We start from the raw sequence: 21,412 nt of genomic DNA on the forward strand, positions 1-21,412 counted from the left end.
AGCCGATTCATTGTACTAGTTTAAGTTTTTGGTGAGAAAGCAGCATATTCTTCTTTTGTCAACATTGCATCCTTCACATTTATTTCTTTGGGAATTAACTTCAATTTGTAATATGTATCTGCAACACCTTGTTGTAGATTTATCAAATTGTCGTCAATTGGTACAATCCCAAAAGTCCGCCTGTTAGTTGCTTTTTTCATCGTTTCTAAATCAATTCCTAACACAGGTGCGAGAGTTTTTGCTACTTCTTCTCGATTCTGTTTAGACCATTCTTCGAGATTTTTAATTTCCTCCACTATTGCTTTGACAGTTTGGGTATTTTCAGTGACAAATTTGCGACTCATCAAATAATATCCTCCCTGTTTATTAATTCCTGTGCCATCAATCAGGACTCTAGCTTTAGTTGCCTCTTCAGCGGCTGCATAAAATGGGTCCCAAATTACCCAAGCATCTACACTCCCTTTCACAAATGCAGCACGAGCATCAGCCGGAGCCAAATATTTAGGTTCAATATCTGTATATTTTAATCCGGCTTTTTCTAAAGCTAGGACTAACAATAAATGGGCACTAGATCCTTTTTGAAAGGCAACTCTTTTACCCTTCAAGTCAGTAAGTTTTTGAATTTGCGAATTTTGAGGAACAAGAATTGCAGAACTAGCTGGAGTAGCCGCAGTACCAACAACATAAGTTAGTGATGTCCCTGCTGCTTGGGCAAATATTGGCGGTGATTCTCCCACAGGGCCAATGTCAATACTACCTACATTCATCGCTTCTAGTAGTTGTGGCCCCGCTTGAAATTCAGTCCACTTTACAGTTATTCCTTCTGGTGCCAAACGCTTTTCTAAAACACCCTTAGTTCTTAGCAAAATGGTCGATTTTTGATAACCAAATCTGACTACTGTTGCTTTATTAGAAGCAGAATTACCCTGAGATGTGGCATTGGGATTAGGGGCATTAACAGTCGGTGTCGATGAACAAGCAGCAAATAGCAAGCTCAGACAAAGACCTGTAACAAAAGCCCCTACTGTTGGCAAAGGAGAAGAAAAGAATAATTTATGCTGGTTGTTAAACGGGATATTCCTGAATTTTATCAACGATATCCACTTGGCAATAAAACGGCGAAAGATTTGGTTAATCATCAAAATGATTTCTCTGAGCTATATGAATACTATAAACTTATAGGTTTACCGGGGTATATAAATAAATTTAGCTTCAATTGACAATAAATAACTGGGAGGCGGAGTCGGAACTACTCCGCTCAGTTCAGTTACCCTGCTCTTAAGTAAGCTACAGTCGGGGTTTAAATCTCCTTATGTAACTCTCTTCTCTACGAGATGCGGCGCGAATAATTTTGAATTTTGAATTTTGAATTTTGAATTGTTAATATCCCAATGCCGAAAAACACAGCACTAATTTAGTAAATCGGGTTCTTCGCGCACAATCCGATCGTAAAGCGGCTGGAAACTGAACCACCCACTTACATGTGACCCTACTTGAGTTTGTGTTAAACGGGCTGTTTCGTGTTTGATAGTAGTGGGTCTACCCGCAGCCTCTGCCAGCAGTTGTCCTTGGCACGATCGCTCTAAGCTAATGTACCAAAAGGCAGCTTCATCGACTGTATGTCCCACAGTTAAAATACTATGGTTACGTAGGATTATGGCTTTCTTTGGCCCCAAGGCTTGCGCCAATCGCTGACCTTCAGAAGTTTCTAAAACAACACCTGTAAAATCGTCAAACAGGGCATGGTCTTCGTAAAAAGCACAAGAATCTTGAGTCAAGGGGTCAAGGAGACGCCCCAAACTAGACCAGGCTTTACCATAAAGTGAGTGGGCGTGAGCCGCTGCGATGACATCAGGTCGAGCTTCATGAATCTGAGAATGGATGGCGAAAGCAGCTTGGTTTACATCAGCATCGCCTTTAACGACTTCACCATCTTTGTTAACTAGAATCAGGTCAGAAACTCTGATATGACCAAAGTATGCCCCGAATGGATTGACCCAGAAATGGTCTGTAAACTCAGGATCGCGAGCCGTAATATGGCCTGCGATTCCCTCACTGAAGCCAAACTTACCAAACAAGCGAAAGGCGGCGGCGAGACGTTGCTTGCGGTGCAGGCGTTCGTCTTCAACTCGCTCGAAAACTGGGGGTTTTGGTCTAATATAATTGGCCATGTTATTTTTCCTCCTCTTGTTTACAGGGAGCGTTGGAATATCCAGAGCGAAAGGATTTGACGCTGTGAGATGCTGGGATGAACTGGTGACGCAAGACGCAACCAGTATCATTACCCAAGGTATGAATGGATACAGATGCGCTCTGGGATGTGGTTTTGACGGCGTGGATATCACCATCTGGTGGTAAGAGGCGGTAGATATCCCCTGGTTGAAGGCTACGCACTTCAGTTACTTGTAATTGTGCGTGCCCTTCTACATCACTGTTATCTATACGGCGATAGACTGTTTCTTCTTGATCGCCCTTGTATAAACCAATCAATCCCCAGGCTAGATGATCGTGGACGGGAGTCGTGGAACCTGGGGGAATCACCAAACTGAATACCGACAGCGAACGATCTTGAGCGCGATAAAGCAGCCATTGACCAATACCGCCACCCATCCGGCTTTCGGGATTAATTTGGGCAAACTTTTCCGGTAGCCATTCCTGTTGAGCAAGCAGTTCTTGAAAATGGGGTTCTAGTTTGGCGAGAGTTTGTGTGCGATCGTTAACAGTGCTAGCGCTAATTTCTTGCACTGTTGCTACAAAGGATCGTAGTTCCTGGCTCTCAATAAACCATTGGTCTTCTGGTAACGGTTCTAAAATAGTGTGGTTCGTCATCTATATTCCTCTGTTGAGGAGGCGACTAAGATTAACTAATTCGTAATTCGTAATTCGTAATTCGTAATTCGTAATTTAATTACGATTTATTTTAATACCAGGATGAATCTTAAAGCCAAGTTGCTCAAGTTTTAGATGAGAAAGGGACTCCTTCAGAATGATAGTAAAAGGATATCGCTGAAATACAGTAGCTTTACCTTGTGACAATAGCAGCCTAGCATGGCTGATGCGTACTGGATATAACGGTTGTTTGTTGGCATCGAGAATGAATACTTTAGTCATACAAGTTTGAATTTTAGATTTGCGATCGCCAGATTGGGAATTGGGGACTGGACACAAGAGGCAGAGGTGGGGAGGTGTATGGGGGAAAACTTACTGCAACTTCTCCTCGGTTACAGAGCGTAGCCTTTGGCGTGGTCACTGAGCGTAGTCGAAGTGCAGCCTCTTGTAGAGAAGTGCCGCTCCCCTGCTCCTTTTATAAGAAGATAAGAATGAGAGTCTATAAGTTAACTCCAGCACTCTCGTCTTTACCTTTCATTTAGGGATTTCCAAGAAATCAATCATCCAATTTTGTGGGGTATCCCAGAATCATTTGTAGTTGGATATTTTTATTAGGAAGCCTCTTAGTAGTTATATTAATTTTTGTAAGTACTATAAGTCGGTCGGATAACCGTTGAATTAACTACAAGCAGAAAATTATCACATACAAATTTAAAAAGCAATAGGCTAGCTGTTAGGGGAGACAAAGCGTAGCTTTGGCGCGGTGGGTGCAATGACTGTGGGAATCATAACTAATTACCCGGACTTGATATAAAACGGGTAACAGACTTAGCTTCTGTACCTCACCAACTTGAAATATGCTGTAATATAATCCGTCAGAAGGGCATAATTGATTGTAAATGCAAGGTTTTTTCTAACTGCGGATGCTTGAAGCGAAGTTCTCTGGCGTGCAGATGTAACCGACTAGTAACTGCACAACATCCATAAAGGCGATCGCCTAAAATAGTTATCCCAAGTCCTTGCGCATCAGCTGCATGAACTCTCAACTGATGAGTGCGTCCTGTTAGTGGCGTAAATTCTACGCGGGTGTAGTTTCCTTCTCTCGCTATTACCTGGAAGTGTGTCAAGCTGGGTTTACCGTGCTGCCAATCAACTTTTTGATAGGGGCGATTTTCAGGATCTCCCCATAATGGCAGTTCAATTTTACTTTGCTCAACTGTCACAGCACCGGAAAGTATGGCTTCATAAACTTTGTGAACCTGGCGTAGCTGAAACTGCTGGCTGAGTTGCCGATGGGTTTGGCGATCGCGTGCTAACAACAAAATCCCGGAAGTTTCTTGATCTAGGCGATGCACAGATATAAGCGCCATACCATCAGGTAACAAATGACGTAAGCGACTCAAAACACTATCTTGGCGATCGCGATAACGACCGGGTACCGAAAGTAATCCAGCAGGTTTGTTGACAGCAATCAGCCATTCATCTTCATAAATAATCGGTAAAGTTACCTCTGTGTACACATATCTTGATAATGAAGCGCAAACCTCGGATTTACCCCCCTTAATCCCCCCTTGCAAAGGGGGGAGATTAAAGATCCGGTTCCCTCCCCTTTGCAAGGGGAGGGTTAGGGTGGGGTAAAAGTGACGCAAAAACCCAGATGAGTAAGCTATTTCAGACTTGTGTGTACACTGTAGCCCGATGCGTTGGGGGAAATATCCGGTTCCCGGTTCTCCCCCAAGGCATCGGGGAGTTAGAGGGTGTGAGAAGGACTTGTGTATACACGGTAGCCTATCAGAAGAGAGGCTTCTTTTTTCCCTAGCAGGGAGGGAAGGTTTCAAGCCTGAGAGCAAAAACCCCATCAATGGCTGACATCGCTCGGCACAGGCTCCATAAAACTCTCCCGGAATTTTATCCTGAGCTACGGAAGACGCACCCCACCAAAATTCTGCCATTGCTAAGGGTTTGAGATTATGTGTTGCCGCATAATGAAGCAGCTTTGGGGCACAACAGTCTCCTGTGCCAGTGGGAGAACCTCCTGGCATCAATTCTTGCAATGATTGCGATCGCCCGGAAAAATTAGTCAGGCTGTAGCTAGCGTGCATTTGAGCTTGCAATTGACGGGAAAGTTCTTTGCGCCGTTGTTTCAGTTCGCTGATTCGCGCATCTGTCGCTGCAATTAATTGCTGGAGAGGCTGTAATACAGCATTTTGCTGGCGTTTAAGTTGTCGTCGCTCAATTCCCTGTTGACGACTCTCTTCGTCGAGTTGTTCAAGGGCAATGGTGAGTGCTTCGGCAGTGAGTGTATTGCAGATTTGCTGACGTTTTTCCTGTCGTTGATGTTTGCAATAGCGATGGCGATCGCTCATTGCTTGTAACTGCTGCTCAAAGTCATTAAACAAGATTTCATACTGCTGGCGTTCGGTTAGTTGCTTCAAGGAAATAATTTCTTGCTTAATCGCGTCCAACTGTGCCAAAGTACGGCTTTCCTCGAAAGCAACTTCATCTCGTCCCGGAATTGGCGGCACCCAGCCCTCAACCACACTGCAACCATTCAAAAGACCAGAAAAAGCTTTTAGTATTCGTTGTTCGCCATTAGGCAGTTCAACCAATAAGATTCCATACATCTTCCCTTCACGAGAATAACAGTCATTGTTGGCAAGATGTTGCATTAGTCCGTGGGCGATCGCTTCGGACATTGAAGTGCGGGGTAATTTTAGGCGATCGCCACTTTGCGGACAACGCCCTTCGTACCAATAACTACAAGATGAGTCAGCGATCGCAAAATCGCAGTCGATGAAATCTGAAAGTGCGTGCAGAACTACCATACAAGGTATGATTGCAAATCTAGCCGATCAATCAATATATGAAGTCTATTAGACTTTTTGGCATTGTGGGGTAAAGGGTAAAGGTATGGAATTTTCCCTTCTCCCCACCGCAAAGCAAAAGTTACTTTTGCAAGAAGTCTATTGTGTTGAGTGCTTTTGGCAATTTGGCATCCAAAGTTTTTCTGTTGCAGTTTTAATTTATATATCAACAGGGTTACAGGGATCTTGAGAAAATTCTACAAGGGATTAATTCCCATCTCAAAATCCCACCCAATGGCCAGTTGTTGACGTTTACGCTCTCCCAACCACCTTAAGGTGGATGCAGCACAAGCGTCACCGCTTCACTACAACTGGCTAGAAATCAAACAGAAAATATATAGTACTAATGCACTGACACAGATATAAGTCGAAATATGTCAGACTGCAAAATCTATCTAAATTAACGTGAGTTCAACAGACCTCTCCCTCCCAGCCTCCCTCTCCTAAAAGGAGCTACTGTGTACACACAAATCTTTTAAAGTTACTGCCTAACATAGAGTAGGTTAATTTTTGCAGGTCGATGCAACAAAGGTACAAGTCAATGCAACAAACGTGCAGGTCGATGCAACAAAGGTGCAAGTCGATGCAGCAAAGGTGCAAGTCGATGCAGCAAAGGTGCAAGTCGATGCAACAAAGGTGCAAGTCGATGCAACAAAGGTGCAGGTCAAGAGACTTGTGTGTACACCGTAGCCTAAAAGGAGAGGCAGGAGTAACGAAAAAAGAAAAGTTTTTGCTCCCCTCTCCTGGTAGGAGAGGGGCTGGGGGAGAGGTCAAAATAGCACCCGTCGAACTCACGTTAAATTAACTTGTTGTATTGTTTGTAACAATATATTAAAATTACATTAAAAAAGTTTGACCACGCAAGAGGGTGTGTCCTGCGATAGCGAAGGTGTCATCAGCATCTTCTTTTGATACAACTTATGAAAATTTTGTTGGTAGAGGATGACGTATTACTGAGTACAGCACTCTTCGAGTTGTTGAGTGCAAATCATTATACTATCGACATTGCAAGCAATGGACAAGCTGGATTAGAACTAGCGCTATCGACTGAATATGAGTTGATTTTGCTAGACTGGCTAATTCCAAAACTGGATGGGATTACCTTGTGTCGGCAACTGCGAAAGCAAGGCTACCGTAAATCTATTCTGTTATTAACCGGGAAAAATTCTAATGCAGATATTGTGGCGGGGTTAGATGCCGGAGCAGATGATTACGTCATCAAACCCTTCGACCCAGAAGCATTACTAGCCAGAATTCGCTCTTTATTACGACGCAATGGGGCGATCTCATCATCTATTTTAACCTGGGGAAATCTCTCTTTAGATCCAAGTGCCGGCAGAGTAACTTGTAATGAGCAGGAAATTCTCCTCACAGCCACAGAATACAAACTGCTGGAGTTGTTTTTGCAAAACCCAGACCGGATCTTTAGTCGGGCAGTGATTCTAGATCGGCTTTGGGGATTTGGGGATGCACCGACTGAAAATGCAGTTACGACTCATATTAAAGACTTGCGCAAGAAACTGAAAACAGCAGGTATAGCAGAAGAACTTCTAGAAACGGTATATGGCATGGGCTATCGGATCAAGCCTGTACCTAATCGCCCCATGTCTGTTGGGGAAAATAATCAACATGGAAAGAAGAAACCCAGCCCCAAAGATATGACTTCTGTAAATCGGGTGTTGGAGCGATTTCGTAATTCCTTTGTTGGACAGGTTGCAGTGCTAGAGCAAGCAAAAACTGCACTCTTGGCAGGAAATTTAAATGAAGATTTACAGCAGAATGCATTGCGTGAAGCTCATAAGCTAGCAGGTTCAATGGGATCGTTCGGTTATCCAGAGGGTTCTCGGCTCGGACGGAAAATAGAACATTTGCTGCTTGAAGATTCCTTACTATCTCCAGAGCAAATCTCTAATTTCTCGCAACTGGTAACAGCATTACAGCAAGAGTTAACCAAGCCTGCTGTCACTTCCACTGCTCCAAATGTTCCGATGAAGCAAACTCATCGGCTGTTAGTAATCGATAATGATCCTATACTGACAAAGCAGTTGCAAGCAGAAGCCGATTCATGGGGAATCAGAATGAAGGTTGCACCAAACTTAGCAACCGCCCGATCGCTTTTTTCCTTAAAAACTCCTGACGCAGTTTTACTGGATTTGAGTTTTACAACAGTAGAGGAAGACGGATTAATATTATTGAGCGAGATAGTAGAGCGATCGCCAAATATCCCAGTAATTGTTTTTACCGGACGAGATAGCCTAGCAGATCGACTGAAAGTATCGCGTTTAGGAGCTAGACAATTTTTGCATAAACCGGCGACAACCGAGGAGATTTTTCAGGCGATCGCTCGTGTCTTACCTCAACCTCAAACTTCCGAAGCCAAAGTTTTAATCGTAGACGACGATCCTGTAATGCTAGCTGGATTATCGGCGTTGTTAACTCCTTGGGGACTGGAAGTAATCACCCTCTCCCAATCACAACAATTTTGGAAAGTGCTGATTGCAACATCTCCTGATTTGGTGGTGCTAGATTTAGAAATGCCGATAGTCAACGGATTAGAGTTGTGCAAAGTCGTGCGCCAGGATGCCCAGTGGGGAGATTTACCGATTTTAGTAGTTACAGCCCATACTGAAGCAGAATTTCTTCAGCAAGCTTTTGCTGCCGGAGCTGATGATTTTATCAGCAAGCCAGTGCTAGGGCCAGAACTTGTGACACGGGTACTGAGCCGCATTCAAAGAACGCGTTGGCGCTCTCAGGCAGGGAGAAGTAAAGCATGATGAGAAATTATCAGCGATTATTGAACTACGGTGTGGCTATTGGTTCAACTGCGATCGCCCTGCTGCTGTCACTCTGGTTAGAACCGCTTATTTCCCGAACCATTGGTGCTTTTTTCTATATAGCTATTATTGTCAGTACTTGGTATGGTGGCTTTCGTCCAGGGATCGTTACACTTGTCCTTTCGACAGTAGCAATTAATTATTTATTGATGCATCCGCGATCCCAAATCTGGCTCGGTCAACCAGAAAAATTATTGCGGCTAAGTATCTTTTTACTGGTTGCCTTGGTGATTAACCTAATCACTAGCAATCTTCAGTACAGCAGACGGAAGATTCAACAACTCAACCAACAATTGTCTCAAGAAAACGCCGAGCAACTGCGGATAGCTCTTGACGAGCGCAAACAAGCACAAGAAACGCTGCAACAGCAATTTGAGCAACAGCGCCTAGTGATGGAGATGACCCAGCGTATCCGGCGATCGCTCAATTTACAAGATATTTTACAAACTACTGTCGATGAAGTGCGGCAATTTCTGGAGTGCGATCGCGTCACTATCTTCCAATTTTATCCAGGTTGGGGAGGAACGATTGTGATTGAGTCTGTTGCACCGGACTGCATGGCTCTTTTACCACTCCAGATTTATGACGCTTGCATTGGTGAAGAGAACGTCGAACCCTTTAAACAAGGCTTAGTCACTGCCAAAACTGATATTTATACTGCTGGAATTAGTCCCTGTCATGTTGAATTTTTGGAAAGTCTCCAAGTGAGGGCAAATCTGGTCGTTCCTGTTTCCGTAGGAGATGAATTGTGGGGATTATTAGCAGCTCATCAATGTAAGGCTCCTCGTGAGTGGCAATCAAGAGAAATTTCTCTGTTGCGGCAGTTGGGAGCGCAGGTAAGCATTGCTATCCAGCAAGCAGCTTTGGTCAAACAGTTACAAACAGAACTAACAGAGCGCAAACAGGCAGAAATTGACCTACAACAACTGAATACCGAACTTGAGCAACGGGTGCAAGAACGCACTGCCCAACTGACAGAGACGAACGATCGCCTGCGAAAAACAGTTATAGAGCAGCAACAAACCCAACTCACACTTTTAGAACAGACGCAAATGCTGGAGCTTCAGGCTGTAATCACCCGAAATATGGGGGAAGGCATTTGCTTAGTAAGAATTGATAATGCAATCATTGTCTATGCCAATCCGAAATTTGAGCAGATGTTTGGCTATGACTCTGGCGAACTCAACGGTCAACACGTTTCGATTGCGAACTGTGTCACCAAATCAGTAACTACTCAAAATGTAAATCAAGCCACTTTGTCTGCCGTTTTACAAAATACTGAAGCCACCTACGAAGTTCAGAATCTTAAAAAAGATGGTACGCCATTTTGGTGTAGTGTGACGGCTTCGGTATTTAGACATCCCGACTACGGCGACGTTCTGGTTGCAGTTCACCAAGATATCACCGAACGCAAACGCATCGAAGATGCTTTACGCCACAGCGAAGAAAAATTTCGTCAGCTGGCAGAAAACATCCAAGCAGTATTTTGGATGACCGATATTCAAAATCAGCAAGTTCTATATGTGAGCAATGCATACCAAACCATCTGGCAAAAAAATTGTGAGGACTTGTATCACAACTATTCAAATTGGTTAGATGCAATTCACCCAGAAGATCGCCAGGGCGTCGAAATTGAACTCATTGAACAGATGAAAGCAGGGCAATACGATAAAAAATATCGCATTATCCGCCCTGATGGTTCAATCCGTTGGATTCGCGATCGCGCATTTCCGATCAAAAATGAACTCGGCGAGGTAGTTCGGATTGCTGGGATTGCCGAAGATATCACTGAACTAGAGCAGATTAATTCGATCAAAAGTGAGTTTATTGGCATCGTTAGTCACGAACTCCGCACTCCCTTAACTGCAATTCGCGCAGCATTGGGTTTACTACAAACTGGTATCTACGACAAAAAACCAGATAAATTTAAGCGGATGATTGAGATTGCAGCCATCGACAGCGATCGCTTAGTGCGTCTAGTCAACGATATTCTCGATTTGGAACGCTTAGAATCGGATCGAGCTGTCTTAGAAAAAACCATCTGCAATGCAGCTGATTTAATTCAACAAGCAGTAGCAGGACTGCAAGCGATCGCCAATCAGCAAAATATTACTTTTGAGATCCACCCTACCAATGCTCAAGTTTGGGCGGCGGCTGATGCCATTGTGCAAACACTCACCAATTTGTTAGGTAATGCGATTAAATTCTCCCCTGCCGATTCTACTATTACTCTCAGTGTCCAACAGCAAACAGACTGCGTACTATTCCAAATAACGGATCGAGGACGAGGTATTCCAGCAGATAAGTTAGAAGCAATCTTTGGAAGATTTCAGCAAGTAGATGCCTCTGATTCTCGCACCAAAGGCGGCACAGGCTTGGGATTGGCAATCTGTCGTAGTATTATTGATCGGCACGGTGGGCAAATCTGGGCTGAAAGCACTCTTGGTGTTGGCAGCACGTTTTTCTTCACTCTGCCATTGCCGGGGAATTAGGCAGGGGAGAAATTAATTCAAAATTCAAAATTCAAAATTCAAAATTAAAGATTCAATCCCCATACTCAATGACAAATGACAAATGACAAATGACTAAAAAATTGTTAATTGTGGATGATGAAGAACGAATCCGCGAATTAGTGCAAGCTTGTTTAGAAGACTTAGGAGAATGGGACACCCTGACAGCTGCATCAGGGTCAGAAGGATTAAAAATCGCCCAGACGGAACCTATTGATGCCATTCTACTTGATGTTTCTATGCCTGACATGGACGGATTTGCAGTCTACGAAAAACTTCAGGCGAATTCAGGAACCGAAGCTATACCAGTGATTCTATTAACAGCGAAAGTCCAAGGGAGCGATCGCGCCCGTTTCGCCCAGATGGGAATTGCCGGAATTATCACCAAACCTTTTGAACCCACCTCTATTTGCAACGAAGTTAGTGAGATTCTGGGGTGGGACGATTAATAGTTAAGTTTAGTAACAAAATCTATATCTTTATTAGTTTTTTATTTTTGTAATGTATTTTTTTGGTTACAGATAAAAACCTTTTATAGCAACAGTCAAGGTGGTTAGGACATCAACAGACGATAAAACTTAGACACAAAAGGCTTTTCACCCAGTCCCCAGTCCCCAGTCCCCAGTCCCTTGCTATATCTGTAACCAAAAAAGGTATATGAAATCAAATGAATATACTAAAGGAGGTAAATATAATCGGCAAAACGATATTGCTCATTGATGATGAACTGCATGTCCGTGAGATAGTAAAATTTTGCCTCCAAGATTTAGCTGGTTGGAATGTCGTGACAGCAGATTCTCCATTAGAAGGATTGCAGAATGCAGTACACTATACTCCTGATGCGATTGTATTAGATATCTCAATCCGCGATCTGGCTAGTTTTGAATTTATGAATAAACTAAGAAATCATCCAGAAACTCAAGCTATTCCTGTAGTGTTGCTCAGTGCGAAAGCGCGATGGTTGGATTCGCAAATTTTGCGACAGTATCAAGTTGCAGGTGTAATTCTCAAACCCTTTAATCCAGTTACCCTCCCGTCTCAAGTTGCTCAATTGCTGGGTTGGGATTTTACTTGACTAAAAGATTAAACAAGAATGGGTAAAACATCCGTAAGAAGTCAGAATTAAGAAGACTTTGATACCTAAACTTAATAAGTTTAATAAAATCAAGAAGTTATTACCAATAATAGCAATCTTAAATTATTAGTAAAAAATAAAATCGCTAAAACACTTATAGATACTTTTTTTCTGCCTATATATTTTCTCACGTTTCAATTTGGATTGCTACAACGGATTTTAAAGAAAGTGAAGTACGCAACGATTCGTCTCAAAGCCAGGTATAAAGCCTGTTTTACTTCTGAATTCTGCTGTATATCAAGTTTAAGCTTAAATTTAACTTAACGTTTTAGGTAATTTGGAATAAAATTAAATACCAGAGAAAAATCTTACATCTACCTAAGTGCATATACATAGATTATGACTATGCTGTTCAATCGTCTATCGGGTTCTGAAATTGATTTAAAGCAAATCCTCGATCGAATTAGGATGCTGGCCGATCAAATTCATCAGTCACTTAAAATGAGTGAAATTCTCAAGATTATTGTCAGCGAAGTTAGAACAACATTAGAAAGCGATCGCGCCATTATCTATCGTTTTTTGCCGGATGGAGATGGAGTCATCGTAGAAGAGTCTGTAAGTAATGGATGGAAACCGATTCTAGGGCAATTAATTTACGATCGTTGCTTCAATGCGATATGGGTAGAGCGATATCGAGATGGAAGCGTTAGTGTCATTGAAGACATTAATACTACAAACCTTGACCCTTGTTACAAAAAACTATTAACAGACTTGCAGATTCGAGCTAATTTAGTAGTACCAATTTTAGTCAATAATCAAGAACTTGATGGAGTTTCTAGTACATATCCTTATTTATGGGGCTTAGTAATTGCTCACCAGTGCAGTGGTTCGCGTCAATGGAGTTCTTTAGAAATTGAGTATTTCCAACTGATAGCCGCAGAACTAGGAATCGCTCTTGGGGAAGCAGAACGCCATCGGCAAAAGGCTACATCCTGCCAAAAACTAACGCTGCAACTGAATCAAAACCTGAAAAATTTGACAGTTCAGCCAAAGTTAAAATCAATCAAAAGAACTCTGTATCAGAATTTTAGAGGTTCCATTATCACAAGAACAGCATTGCCAAAGAATATATCAGTTGCAGACTTGATTGCATTTGACCGATTACAAACTCCAGTTTGGATTTATGATATTCAAAACTTGCAGATGTGGTGGGCGAATCAATCCGCTGTGCATATTTGGAATGCTCAAAGTCGAGAAGAATTGCTCAGTCGCAACTTCAGTGATGTTTCCCAGTCTACTCACACTCGAATGCAAAGCTATTTGCAAGAATTTCAGCAAGGGAAAACCATCACTGAAAACTGGACATTTTACCCAGAAGGAAAACCTGTTTCTCTGCGCTGCATCTTTTCTGGGATTCAAATTGAAGAAGGGCGAATGGCGATGCTGGTTGAAGGATCGACAGAAATTATCAATCAGATCGATCGAGAAACACTCAGATCGATTGAAGCCCTACGTCACACCAGAGTAATGATCTCGCTTTACACGATCGATGGTGTACCTTTGATGCAAAATCCGGCAGCCCTTCGCTGTTATCGGGATACCCTGTACCCTAACTCGTCAGCTGAGAATATTTTCCTGAGTCACTTTGTTGACAAGAGTGTTGGACAACAAGCTATGAAAGCGATTAATTGCGGTGAGGCGTTCAGCATAGAGGCTCAGGTGTTTACTACTGAGGGAATTCAATGGCATGGGATCGATATACGATGCACCCGCGATCCAGTAACAGGTAACTCCATCATCCTCGTCAACGAAAACAATATTACCAAGCAACAAGCTGCACTACAAGAACACCAGCGTACAGAATCAGAATTGCGCTGGCGGGAAGCTTTGCTGCGTTCTATGACTGAAACTTCTTTGCTGGGATTTTTTGTTGTTGACAATCGTACCGATGAAATCCTCTATTTCAATCACCACTTCTGTAAAATTTGGGGCATCGAACATCTAGAAGACCAAATGCGTTTGGGTGCTTTAAAAAATAATGACATCATTCCTGATTGTATATCTTCAATTGTCGATGCATCGGCATTTGTCGAATCCTATAAACCGTTGCAGTCTGAAGAAAATCGTTGCACGATTGAGGATGAAATTTTATTTGTCGATGGGCGAACGATTCGCCGCTTTTCCAGTCAAATTCGGGATACTCAGGATCGATACTTTGGGCGGTTATACATTTTTGAAGACATCACCCCTCGTAAACAAATCGAAGCCGCACTCAAAACCAGTGAAGAAAGATGGCAGTATGCTTTGGAAGGAAATGGCGATGCAGTTTGGGATTTGAATGCTGAAACGAACGAAGTCTTTTTTTCCCGGCGATGGAAAGAAATGTTAGGGTTTGCAGAGCATGAAGTTGGAAATACCCTCAGTGAATGGGAACAGCGGGTTCACTCCGATGATAAAGCGAGGGTTTACGAGGAGGTTAGCAAGCATTTGTCCGGTGAAACCCAACAATATGTCAGTGAATATCGGATTAAGTGCAAGGATGGAACCTACAAGTGGATTTTAGATCGGGGTCAAGTTTCGAGTCGCGCCAAGAATGGTTTTCCCCTACGGATGCTAGGAACTCATACTGATATTACTGAACGCAAGCGTATGGAAGAAGCGCTGCGAGAAAGCGAACAACGCTATCGTTCCGTAATTACAGCGATGGCAGAAGGTATTGTCCTACAGCAATCCGATGGACGCATTACCACCTGTAATGACAGTGCCGAAAGAATTTTAGGGTTAACAGCCGATCAAATGATGGGGCGAACTTCCATCGCTTTGCTATGGCGAGCGATTCATGAAGATGGTACTTCTTTTCCAGGTGAAACTCACCCTGCTGTTGTCACCTTACGCACCGGACAACCCCAATTTAACGTGATTATGGGAGTTCATAAACCTGATGGCAGTTTGACTTGGATTTCAATCAATTCTCAGCCACTGTTTGAATCGGATGAATCAAAACCATCCGCGGTGGTGACATCATTTACAGATATCACAGACCGCAAACAGGCACAAATTGCCCTGCAACAGCAAACAGAACGGGAACGTATGGTTTATGCGATCGCTCAACATATCCGTAGGTCTTTAGACTTGGATGAAATCTTAAACACAACTGTTGCTGAAGTTCGACATTTTCTGCAAACCGATCGCGTCATCATCTATCGCTTTAACCGTGATTGGAGTGGTGTGATTGTCACGGAGTCTATAACAGCAGGTTGGCAATCGATTTTGAATATGGAAATTACAGACAGCTATTTTGTCAATATACAGGGACAGTCTTATCCAGAAAGTACGCTCAGAGTTACTCCAGACATCTACACTGCCGGATTTGCCCCTTGTCATGTAGAGTTATTGGAAAAGTTGCAAGTCAGAGCCAAGCTAGTTGTACCAATTTTACAAGGCGATCGCCTTTGGGGTCTTTTGGTTGCTCATCATTGCAGCGCCCCGCGTCAGTGGCAATCTTGGGCAAGCGAACTGCTTCAGCAATTGGCAACACAGGTAGCGATCGCTATTCAGCAATCAGAACTTTATCAACAATTGCAGCGTGCCAACCAGCAGCTTGAAAATATGGTAATGGTAGATGAATTAACTCAAATCGCCAATCGCCGATGTTTTGATATTAAGCTTAATTCTACCTGGCAATATCTTTTACGAGAACAAGGTTTTCTCTCACTACTTTTATGCGACATTGATTATTTTAAACAATATAACGATACTTATGGTCATACGACCGGAGATGATTGTTTGCGCTTTATTGCCCAAGCTTTCAAACAAAATGTCAAACGTTCTAGAGATTTAGCTGCTCGTTATGGTGGAGAAGAGTTTGTTGTCATCTTGCCTAACACTGCTAGTGATGGGGCTTTTCACGTTGCCCAAGAAATTCATAAAGCTATCCAACAGCTAAATATTCCCCACGCGGCATCGCCTGTGATGCACCACGTCACTTTGAGTATCGGAATTGCTACAGTGATTCCGACACCCAGTATGGTTCCTTTAGATTTGATTGAGGCAGCAGATCAAGCCCTTTATCAAGCCAAAGCAAACGGGCGTAATCGTTCTTGTATAAATAGACTGTCTTAGCTCGACTTTATCCAAAATTAAGAACTTGCTTATCTTGATACGGCAAAAACCCTAGCTTTTTGGCAAAAACTTTTTCCATGTCACTGATTATCGGTTAAATCTAAAAAGTAAAACTACCGTCCCACAAAGGTTTCAGTGTCAGGTTTTGGGTTTCGTAAAAATGGATAAAGTCGAGCTTAGAGAGTGAGTGATCCCTGCGGTTCTTGCGATCCTACGCTAATCAAGTAATTGTTAATATTTTCTAAAGTTTTTTAACTACTATCATTTCTTTATTAGTTCTTTATTTTCTGTTTATAAATTAAAGCTGTTGGTAGTTAAGCCAAGAGCAAACTACTTATTTGTGTTTAATTTTTTTAATAAAACAACAATTTTATGACAAACTGCCCTTGCTGTTCCAACCAAATGCTTCGTCACATTCGTTTACAAGAAACCTACTGGTTCTGCCGCCACTGCTGGCAAGAGATGCCTAACCTGAGTTTAGATAAAAGTACTTTAAATTTGACTAGAAAAAACACACTATTAGCCAAAGAATCAATTTCAGTCAACCACAAACTTTTGAAAATGAACGTCAGAACAGAGCTTTGTGTTTGAATGAATCAAGAAGCAAATACCAAACGAGCTACACTATCGCTTTTAGAGGATGTTTGAAAAGTTTAATTTCCAATACTTTTCAAACATCCTCTAAAATAGTTTGACTAATAGGTTGAAAGATAATATCCCTATATTTACAGAATATTTTAAGTAATGTCTCTCCAAAAACCTTTTAAAAAACTTATATTTTTATTAATTGTTAGAATTTAGAAAAGAAGCGATAAAGCTGCTATAATGACTCTCTTATATCGCTTATTCATCTGCTTTCATCGCTCAACAGATGGGATTATAACCACTCGAAATCATGCGAATATTAAATGACTCTTAAACCGTGTAATCAAGTACTCTTGCATCTTAATTAAGTCTGATATCTTCTTGGGAACAGCTTTATTGTTGTCAGGTAGATTGATGAGTCGAATTAATGGATTTGTCGGGCGACGTAATTTCTTGAAATTCGCCAGTGTTGTAGGTATTGCAGCTACTACTTTTGGTGATAGCTTTTGGAATACAGAGCAAACTGCTGTTGCTGATATTCACCCAGTTAACCCTAATTCAATCAGTCCAAATGAAGCCATCAAACGCTTGCTTGATGGTAATCAAAGATTTATCCATCAAAAACGCCAATATCCCGATCAATCACTAGAACACCTGCGATTAGTTGCGAAAGCTCAGTATCCCTTTGCCGCCATATTGGGCTGTGCAGATTCTAGAGTACCTGCGGAAATTGTTTTCGACCGAGGACTTGGAGATTTATTTGTCGTGCGAGTTGCTGGTAATGTTGTCAGTGACACGGTTATAGGTAGTCTGGAATATTCTACAGCAGTATTGGGTTCGCAGTTGATTATGGTTTTGGGTCATAGAAGATGTGGTGCAGTAGCAGAAGCAATCAAAAACGAACCACTTCCGGGCAGAATTGGTTTGATTATTGAAGGTATCAAACCATCTGTAGAAAGGGTAAAGTTCAGAACTGGCGATCGTATGCAAGATGCAGTTATAGCCAACATTCAATATCAAACTGAAAAATTGCAAGAAAGCTCAACTATTTTAGCAAAATTGCTTCGTGAAGGTAAACTAAAAATTGTTGGTGCTTGTTACGATATTGATACTGGTAAAGTCAACATTCTTACTTGAATATCTTCCACATTTCCAGTGTAGGATTCTTACACTATATTAGTGTATTACAATTCATTAAAATCCCTATTAGAAATTGAAATAAATCTAGTTGATTTTGAGAAATTGCCATTTCCTATTGCAATTCATCATAATCCTTATATATAAAGATTGTTTTACTCCTACCTCTTACATATCTCTCAGTAGATATAGCAATCTGATTTGATTTCTGAATTAATTGTAGGGACTAGGGACTGGGGACTGGGGACTGGGAAGAAGGAATAAAGCTGTACTGAGTTTTTTTCAAAAATCAAATATGAGTCCTATAGCTTGCTTGTTAAGCTTATCCGTGGTTTGATTAAAGTACGGCATATACATCGATTTATCGTAGTTGATGACTACTCAATTACTTGAATTAACTTGTCAGCCATAAAATAAATATAAAACTTTCCATGCCTATCCAAACTATTGGTATTTTAAGTCCGGGTGATATGGGACAGGCGATCGCAGCTGTTCTCAATCAACATGGATTGAAAACTATTGCAGCCCTAGACGATCGCAGTGAACGAACTCGGCAATTAGCAGCCGCAGCCAACATCCAAGATGTGGGTTCCCTCAGACAACTGGTAATTGAATCTGATGTGGTGTTGTCAGTTCTAGTTCCGGCAGTGGCTACCCAAGCGGCGAAGCAAGTAGCTGAGGCGATCGCCGATGTTGGTAAACCCATTCTCTACGTTGATTGTAATGCGATCGCACCCCAAAAAGTCATAAATATCGGCCACTTGATTGAATCAGTTGGGGGAACATTTGTAGATGCATCAATTATTGGCCCACCACCGCGAGTTCCCAATCGCACCCGCATTTACACTTCTGGAAAACAAGCAAATCAACTCCAACAACTGCGCGATCGCGGCTTGGATGTACGGGTAATTGGTGATGAAATTGGTCAGGCTTCGGGGTTGAAAATGTCCTACGCAGCGCTGACAAAGGGACTTACAGCAATTGGCACAGAATTACTAATTGCAGCCCATCGTTTAGGTTTAGATAAGGAACTATGGGATGAAATATCTAATAGTCAACCAGAACTTGCTAGTATTTTGACGCGTTCCATTCCCACGATGACACCGAAAGCACATCGTTGGGTAGGAGAGATGGAAGAGATTGCAGAAACCTTTAAAGAGTTAGGTCTGACAGAGCAGATTTTTTACGGAGCAGCTGACGTTTACCGTTTGGTGAAAGAAACCTCCTTGGGTAAAGAAACACCAGAAAAGTCTAATCGCGATCGCCCATTGGATGAAATCATTACAATCCTTTCTAATGAAGCAAGTGACACTTAATCGTAAAAATTGAGAATCTATGACTCAAGAGCAATGGACTGCGGTCGATCGTTACTTTACCGATCTGCTTGTGCCGTCAGACCCCGCGCTGGATAAAGCCCTCCAAACCAGTGCCGCCGCCGGACTACCGCCACACAACGTTTCGCCAAACCAAGGCAAACTGTTGTTACTGTTGGCGCAAATCCAAGGGGCGCGAAGCATCTTAGAGATTGGCACACTGGGCGGCTACAGTACGATCTGGCTGGCGCGGGCGTTACCCAGCAATGGCCGCCTAATCACACTGGAAGCTGACCCAAAGCACGCCGAAATTGCCCGCGCCAATATCGCTCACGCTGGTCTGTCTGACGTTGTTGACCTCCGCCTCGGACAAGCGCTCTCTACACTGCCACAGATTGCCGCCGAAGGTCACAGCCCATTTGACTTAATCTTCATTGATGCTGATAAGCCAAGTAATCCCGATTACTTCGCGTGGGCGCTCAAGCTTTCCCGTCGCGGCAGCCTGATTATCGCTGATAATGTTGTGCGTAACGGAGCGGTGATTGATTCCAGTAGCAACGATCCTAGCGTTCAGGGGGTGCGTTGCTTCAACGAACTGCTTGCTTCTGAGCCACGCGTCAACGCCACGGCAATCCAGACTGTGGGTAGCAAAGGATATGACGGCTTTGCGATCGCGATCGTCACGGCTGACCAATAGCCAATATACCTGCCTTGAAAATAGTGTTGGCGATGTTTGAGTCGATCTACACTAACGCCAACTCATAAAAATTTAGAAAAAACTTAAAGCTTGTAATAAATAAACCCAGCAGGGACTATATAACAAGTCCCCCTGCCAGGAAGGTATAGTATATTCTGGCCATGTTTGATTAGATTAGCGCTTATTTATAAAAAATAATTGCGTATCCTTAAATACAATAACTAAATACTTCGTAAAACACAGTTAAGAAAAGTTATTAAATAGGTTAATTTACAATTAAAATCCAATACGCTTGGGTTAAGAGTTCTTTACTCTAGCTGAGTTGGTAAGTAGGTCGTCGTGAATATTTATCGTCAGGGCAAGGCAGGAGGCAGGAGGCAGAAGGAAAGAGAGTTTGAGCTTCGTTTATCTTTATTAACATAGTTATGTTTTTTCTCGCCAACTTACTTAAAGGCTTAACAAACTCTCTAGACGTAAACTGAAACATAAACTCTAAGACTTTAAATATTTAGTGAAATTAAATATGCATTATCCAGAACCTTAGTAGAGACGTACTATTGCTACGTCTCTACATTTTTTCTACCAAATGTCTCTTGAGTAGAGTAAGTGGCAGAGGTAAGCTTTTTGAGAATGGGATGAGATCGGTTACTTTTATGTTCGTCGATTAACTAGGGTAGCGCTAGCTTGGTCAACAGGCATTAGCACAACTTCATTAATATTGACATGGGGCGATCGCGTCACACAGAAAAATATCACATCAGCCACATCATCTGCTGTTAGGGGTGTAACTCCCTGGTAGACTTTGTTGGCGCGTTCAGCATCTCCGTGAAAGCGTACCTCGCTAAATTCCGTTTCTACCATACCAGGATCGACAGAAGTTACACGGACTTGCGTACCCAACAGGTCTTGTTTTAAACCTTCAGAAATGGCTCTCACAGCAGCTTTGGTAGCACAGTAGACATTGCCACCGGGATAGGTTTGATGTCCGGCGATGGAACCTAAATTTACCACATGACCGCGATCGCGACTTACCATTCCTGGAACGACATAGCGGGAGACATAAAGTAAACCCTTAACGTTAGTATCAATCATGTCTTCCCAGTCTTGAAAGCTGCCTTCGTGTAACTTGTCTAAACCACGACTCAAGCCAGCATTATTAATGAGAATGTCGATGTTAGACCAGGCAGGGGGTAGATTTGCAATAGCAGATTCAACAGCATGGCGATCGCGCACATCTAGCTGTAATAAATGAATTTCAGTACTAAAATCTTTACTCAGAGTATCTGCTAGCTGCTGCAAACGTTCTAACCTTCGTGCTGCTAAAATCAGTTTTGCACCCGCACCAGCAAAGATTTTTGCACAAGCAGTACCAATACCACTACTTGCACCAGTAATCAAAATAATTTGATTTTGTAGGGAAGTCATTAGGATAGTTAGGAGTGAAAA

General features: G+C 42.4%; 15 protein-coding genes. 9 read left to right on the plus strand and 6 right to left on the minus strand.

Annotated features, from left to right (window positions below):
- Positions 1–20: 20 nt before the first annotated feature.
- From RMX89_RS11575 to RMX89_RS11595, 5 genes are all read right to left on the minus strand, one after another.
- Positions 21–1,139: a sulfonate ABC transporter substrate-binding protein gene (locus RMX89_RS11575; RefSeq protein WP_322689037.1), complete on the minus strand. Its 1,119-nt coding sequence runs from the start codon at positions 1,137–1,139 to the stop codon at positions 21–23.
- 270 nt (positions 1,140–1,409) lie between these two features.
- Complete coding sequence (locus RMX89_RS11580; protein ID WP_322666378.1) at positions 1,410–2,171, minus strand: class II aldolase/adducin family protein; 762 nt, start codon at positions 2,169–2,171, stop codon at positions 1,410–1,412.
- Position 2,172: 1 nt separating this feature from the next.
- Positions 2,173–2,829 carry a cysteine dioxygenase family protein gene (locus RMX89_RS11585; RefSeq protein WP_322689038.1) on the minus strand — a complete coding sequence of 219 codons (657 nt, stop codon included), beginning with the start codon at positions 2,827–2,829 and terminating at the stop codon, positions 2,173–2,175.
- A 75-nt stretch (positions 2,830–2,904) separates the two neighbouring features.
- Positions 2,905–3,111, minus strand: a complete 207-nt coding sequence (locus RMX89_RS11590; RefSeq protein ID WP_322666382.1) for an RRXRR domain-containing protein — start codon at positions 3,109–3,111, stop codon at positions 2,905–2,907.
- A 593-nt stretch (positions 3,112–3,704) separates the two neighbouring features.
- Positions 3,705–5,654 carry an RluA family pseudouridine synthase gene (locus RMX89_RS11595; RefSeq protein ID WP_322689039.1) on the minus strand — a complete coding sequence of 650 codons (1,950 nt, stop codon included), beginning with the start codon at positions 5,652–5,654 and terminating at the stop codon, positions 3,705–3,707.
- A 591-nt stretch (positions 5,655–6,245) separates the two neighbouring features.
- On the opposite strand from RMX89_RS11595, the gene RMX89_RS11600 reads away from it, so the two are divergent.
- The 9 genes from RMX89_RS11600 (at position 6,246) to RMX89_RS11640 (ending at position 19,966) form a co-directional block, all read left to right on the plus strand.
- Positions 6,246–6,383, plus strand: a complete 138-nt coding sequence (locus RMX89_RS11600; RefSeq protein WP_322689040.1) for a hypothetical protein — start codon at positions 6,246–6,248, stop codon at positions 6,381–6,383.
- 230 nt (positions 6,384–6,613) lie between these two features.
- Positions 6,614–8,467, plus strand: coding sequence for a response regulator (locus RMX89_RS11605; protein WP_322689041.1), 1,854 nt, complete (start codon positions 6,614–6,616; stop codon positions 8,465–8,467).
- Positions 8,464–11,019: an ATP-binding protein gene (locus tag RMX89_RS11610; RefSeq protein WP_322689042.1), complete on the plus strand. Its 2,556-nt coding sequence runs from the start codon at positions 8,464–8,466 to the stop codon at positions 11,017–11,019. The genes RMX89_RS11605 and RMX89_RS11610 overlap by 4 nt, the downstream gene beginning before the upstream one ends.
- A gap of 89 nt (positions 11,020–11,108) precedes the next feature.
- Complete coding sequence (locus tag RMX89_RS11615; RefSeq protein WP_322666389.1) at positions 11,109–11,486, plus strand: response regulator; 378 nt, start codon at positions 11,109–11,111, stop codon at positions 11,484–11,486.
- A gap of 218 nt (positions 11,487–11,704) precedes the next feature.
- Positions 11,705–12,112, plus strand: a complete 408-nt coding sequence (locus tag RMX89_RS11620; protein WP_322689043.1) for a response regulator — start codon at positions 11,705–11,707, stop codon at positions 12,110–12,112.
- Between the two features lie 399 nt (positions 12,113–12,511).
- Positions 12,512–16,234: a diguanylate cyclase domain-containing protein gene (locus RMX89_RS11625; RefSeq protein WP_322689044.1), complete on the plus strand. Its 3,723-nt coding sequence runs from the start codon at positions 12,512–12,514 to the stop codon at positions 16,232–16,234.
- A 999-nt stretch (positions 16,235–17,233) separates the two neighbouring features.
- Positions 17,234–17,956 (plus strand): carbonic anhydrase, encoded by a 723-nt coding sequence (locus RMX89_RS11630; protein WP_322689045.1) that lies wholly within the window; start codon positions 17,234–17,236, stop codon positions 17,954–17,956.
- A 431-nt stretch (positions 17,957–18,387) separates the two neighbouring features.
- A complete protein-coding gene (locus tag RMX89_RS11635) occupies positions 18,388–19,272 on the plus strand; it encodes an NAD(P)-dependent oxidoreductase (protein WP_322689046.1) in 885 nt (294 codons plus the stop codon).
- A gap of 19 nt (positions 19,273–19,291) precedes the next feature.
- A complete protein-coding gene (locus tag RMX89_RS11640; RefSeq protein WP_322689047.1) occupies positions 19,292–19,966 on the plus strand; it encodes an O-methyltransferase in 675 nt (224 codons plus the stop codon).
- 651 nt (positions 19,967–20,617) lie between these two features.
- Here the strand turns inward: RMX89_RS11640 and RMX89_RS11645 are convergent.
- Complete coding sequence (locus RMX89_RS11645) at positions 20,618–21,391, minus strand: SDR family oxidoreductase (protein WP_322689048.1); 774 nt, start codon at positions 21,389–21,391, stop codon at positions 20,618–20,620.
- Between the last annotated feature and the right edge of the window lie 21 nt (positions 21,392–21,412).

It is taken from the genome of Nostoc sp. DedSLP04 (genome assembly GCF_034530775.1).
In the GTDB taxonomy this organism is placed as follows: domain Bacteria; phylum Cyanobacteriota; class Cyanobacteriia; order Cyanobacteriales; family Nostocaceae; genus Nostoc.

Coding starts and splice junctions, on each gene's coding strand:
- RMX89_RS11595 (WP_322689039.1), bottom strand. CDS start 5,654: ATGGTAGTTCTGCACGCACTTTCAGATTTCATCGACTGCGATTTTGCG.
- RMX89_RS11575 (WP_322689037.1), bottom strand. CDS start 1,139: ATGATTAACCAAATCTTTCGCCGTTTTATTGCCAAGTGGATATCGTTG.
- RMX89_RS11620 (WP_322689043.1), top strand. CDS start 11,705: ATGAATATACTAAAGGAGGTAAATATAATCGGCAAAACGATATTGCTC.
- RMX89_RS11635 (WP_322689046.1), top strand. CDS start 18,388: ATGCCTATCCAAACTATTGGTATTTTAAGTCCGGGTGATATGGGACAG.
- RMX89_RS11590 (WP_322666382.1), bottom strand. CDS start 3,111: ATGACTAAAGTATTCATTCTCGATGCCAACAAACAACCGTTATATCCA.
- RMX89_RS11585 (WP_322689038.1), bottom strand. CDS start 2,829: ATGACGAACCACACTATTTTAGAACCGTTACCAGAAGACCAATGGTTT.
- RMX89_RS11640 (WP_322689047.1), top strand. CDS start 19,292: ATGACTCAAGAGCAATGGACTGCGGTCGATCGTTACTTTACCGATCTG.
- RMX89_RS11645 (WP_322689048.1), bottom strand. CDS start 21,391: ATGACTTCCCTACAAAATCAAATTATTTTGATTACTGGTGCAAGTAGT.
- RMX89_RS11605 (WP_322689041.1), top strand. CDS start 6,614: ATGAAAATTTTGTTGGTAGAGGATGACGTATTACTGAGTACAGCACTC.
- RMX89_RS11610 (WP_322689042.1), top strand. CDS start 8,464: ATGATGAGAAATTATCAGCGATTATTGAACTACGGTGTGGCTATTGGT.
- RMX89_RS11630 (WP_322689045.1), top strand. CDS start 17,234: ATGAGTCGAATTAATGGATTTGTCGGGCGACGTAATTTCTTGAAATTC.
- RMX89_RS11580 (WP_322666378.1), bottom strand. CDS start 2,171: ATGGCCAATTATATTAGACCAAAACCCCCAGTTTTCGAGCGAGTTGAA.
- RMX89_RS11615 (WP_322666389.1), top strand. CDS start 11,109: ATGACTAAAAAATTGTTAATTGTGGATGATGAAGAACGAATCCGCGAA.
- RMX89_RS11625 (WP_322689044.1), top strand. CDS start 12,512: ATGACTATGCTGTTCAATCGTCTATCGGGTTCTGAAATTGATTTAAAG.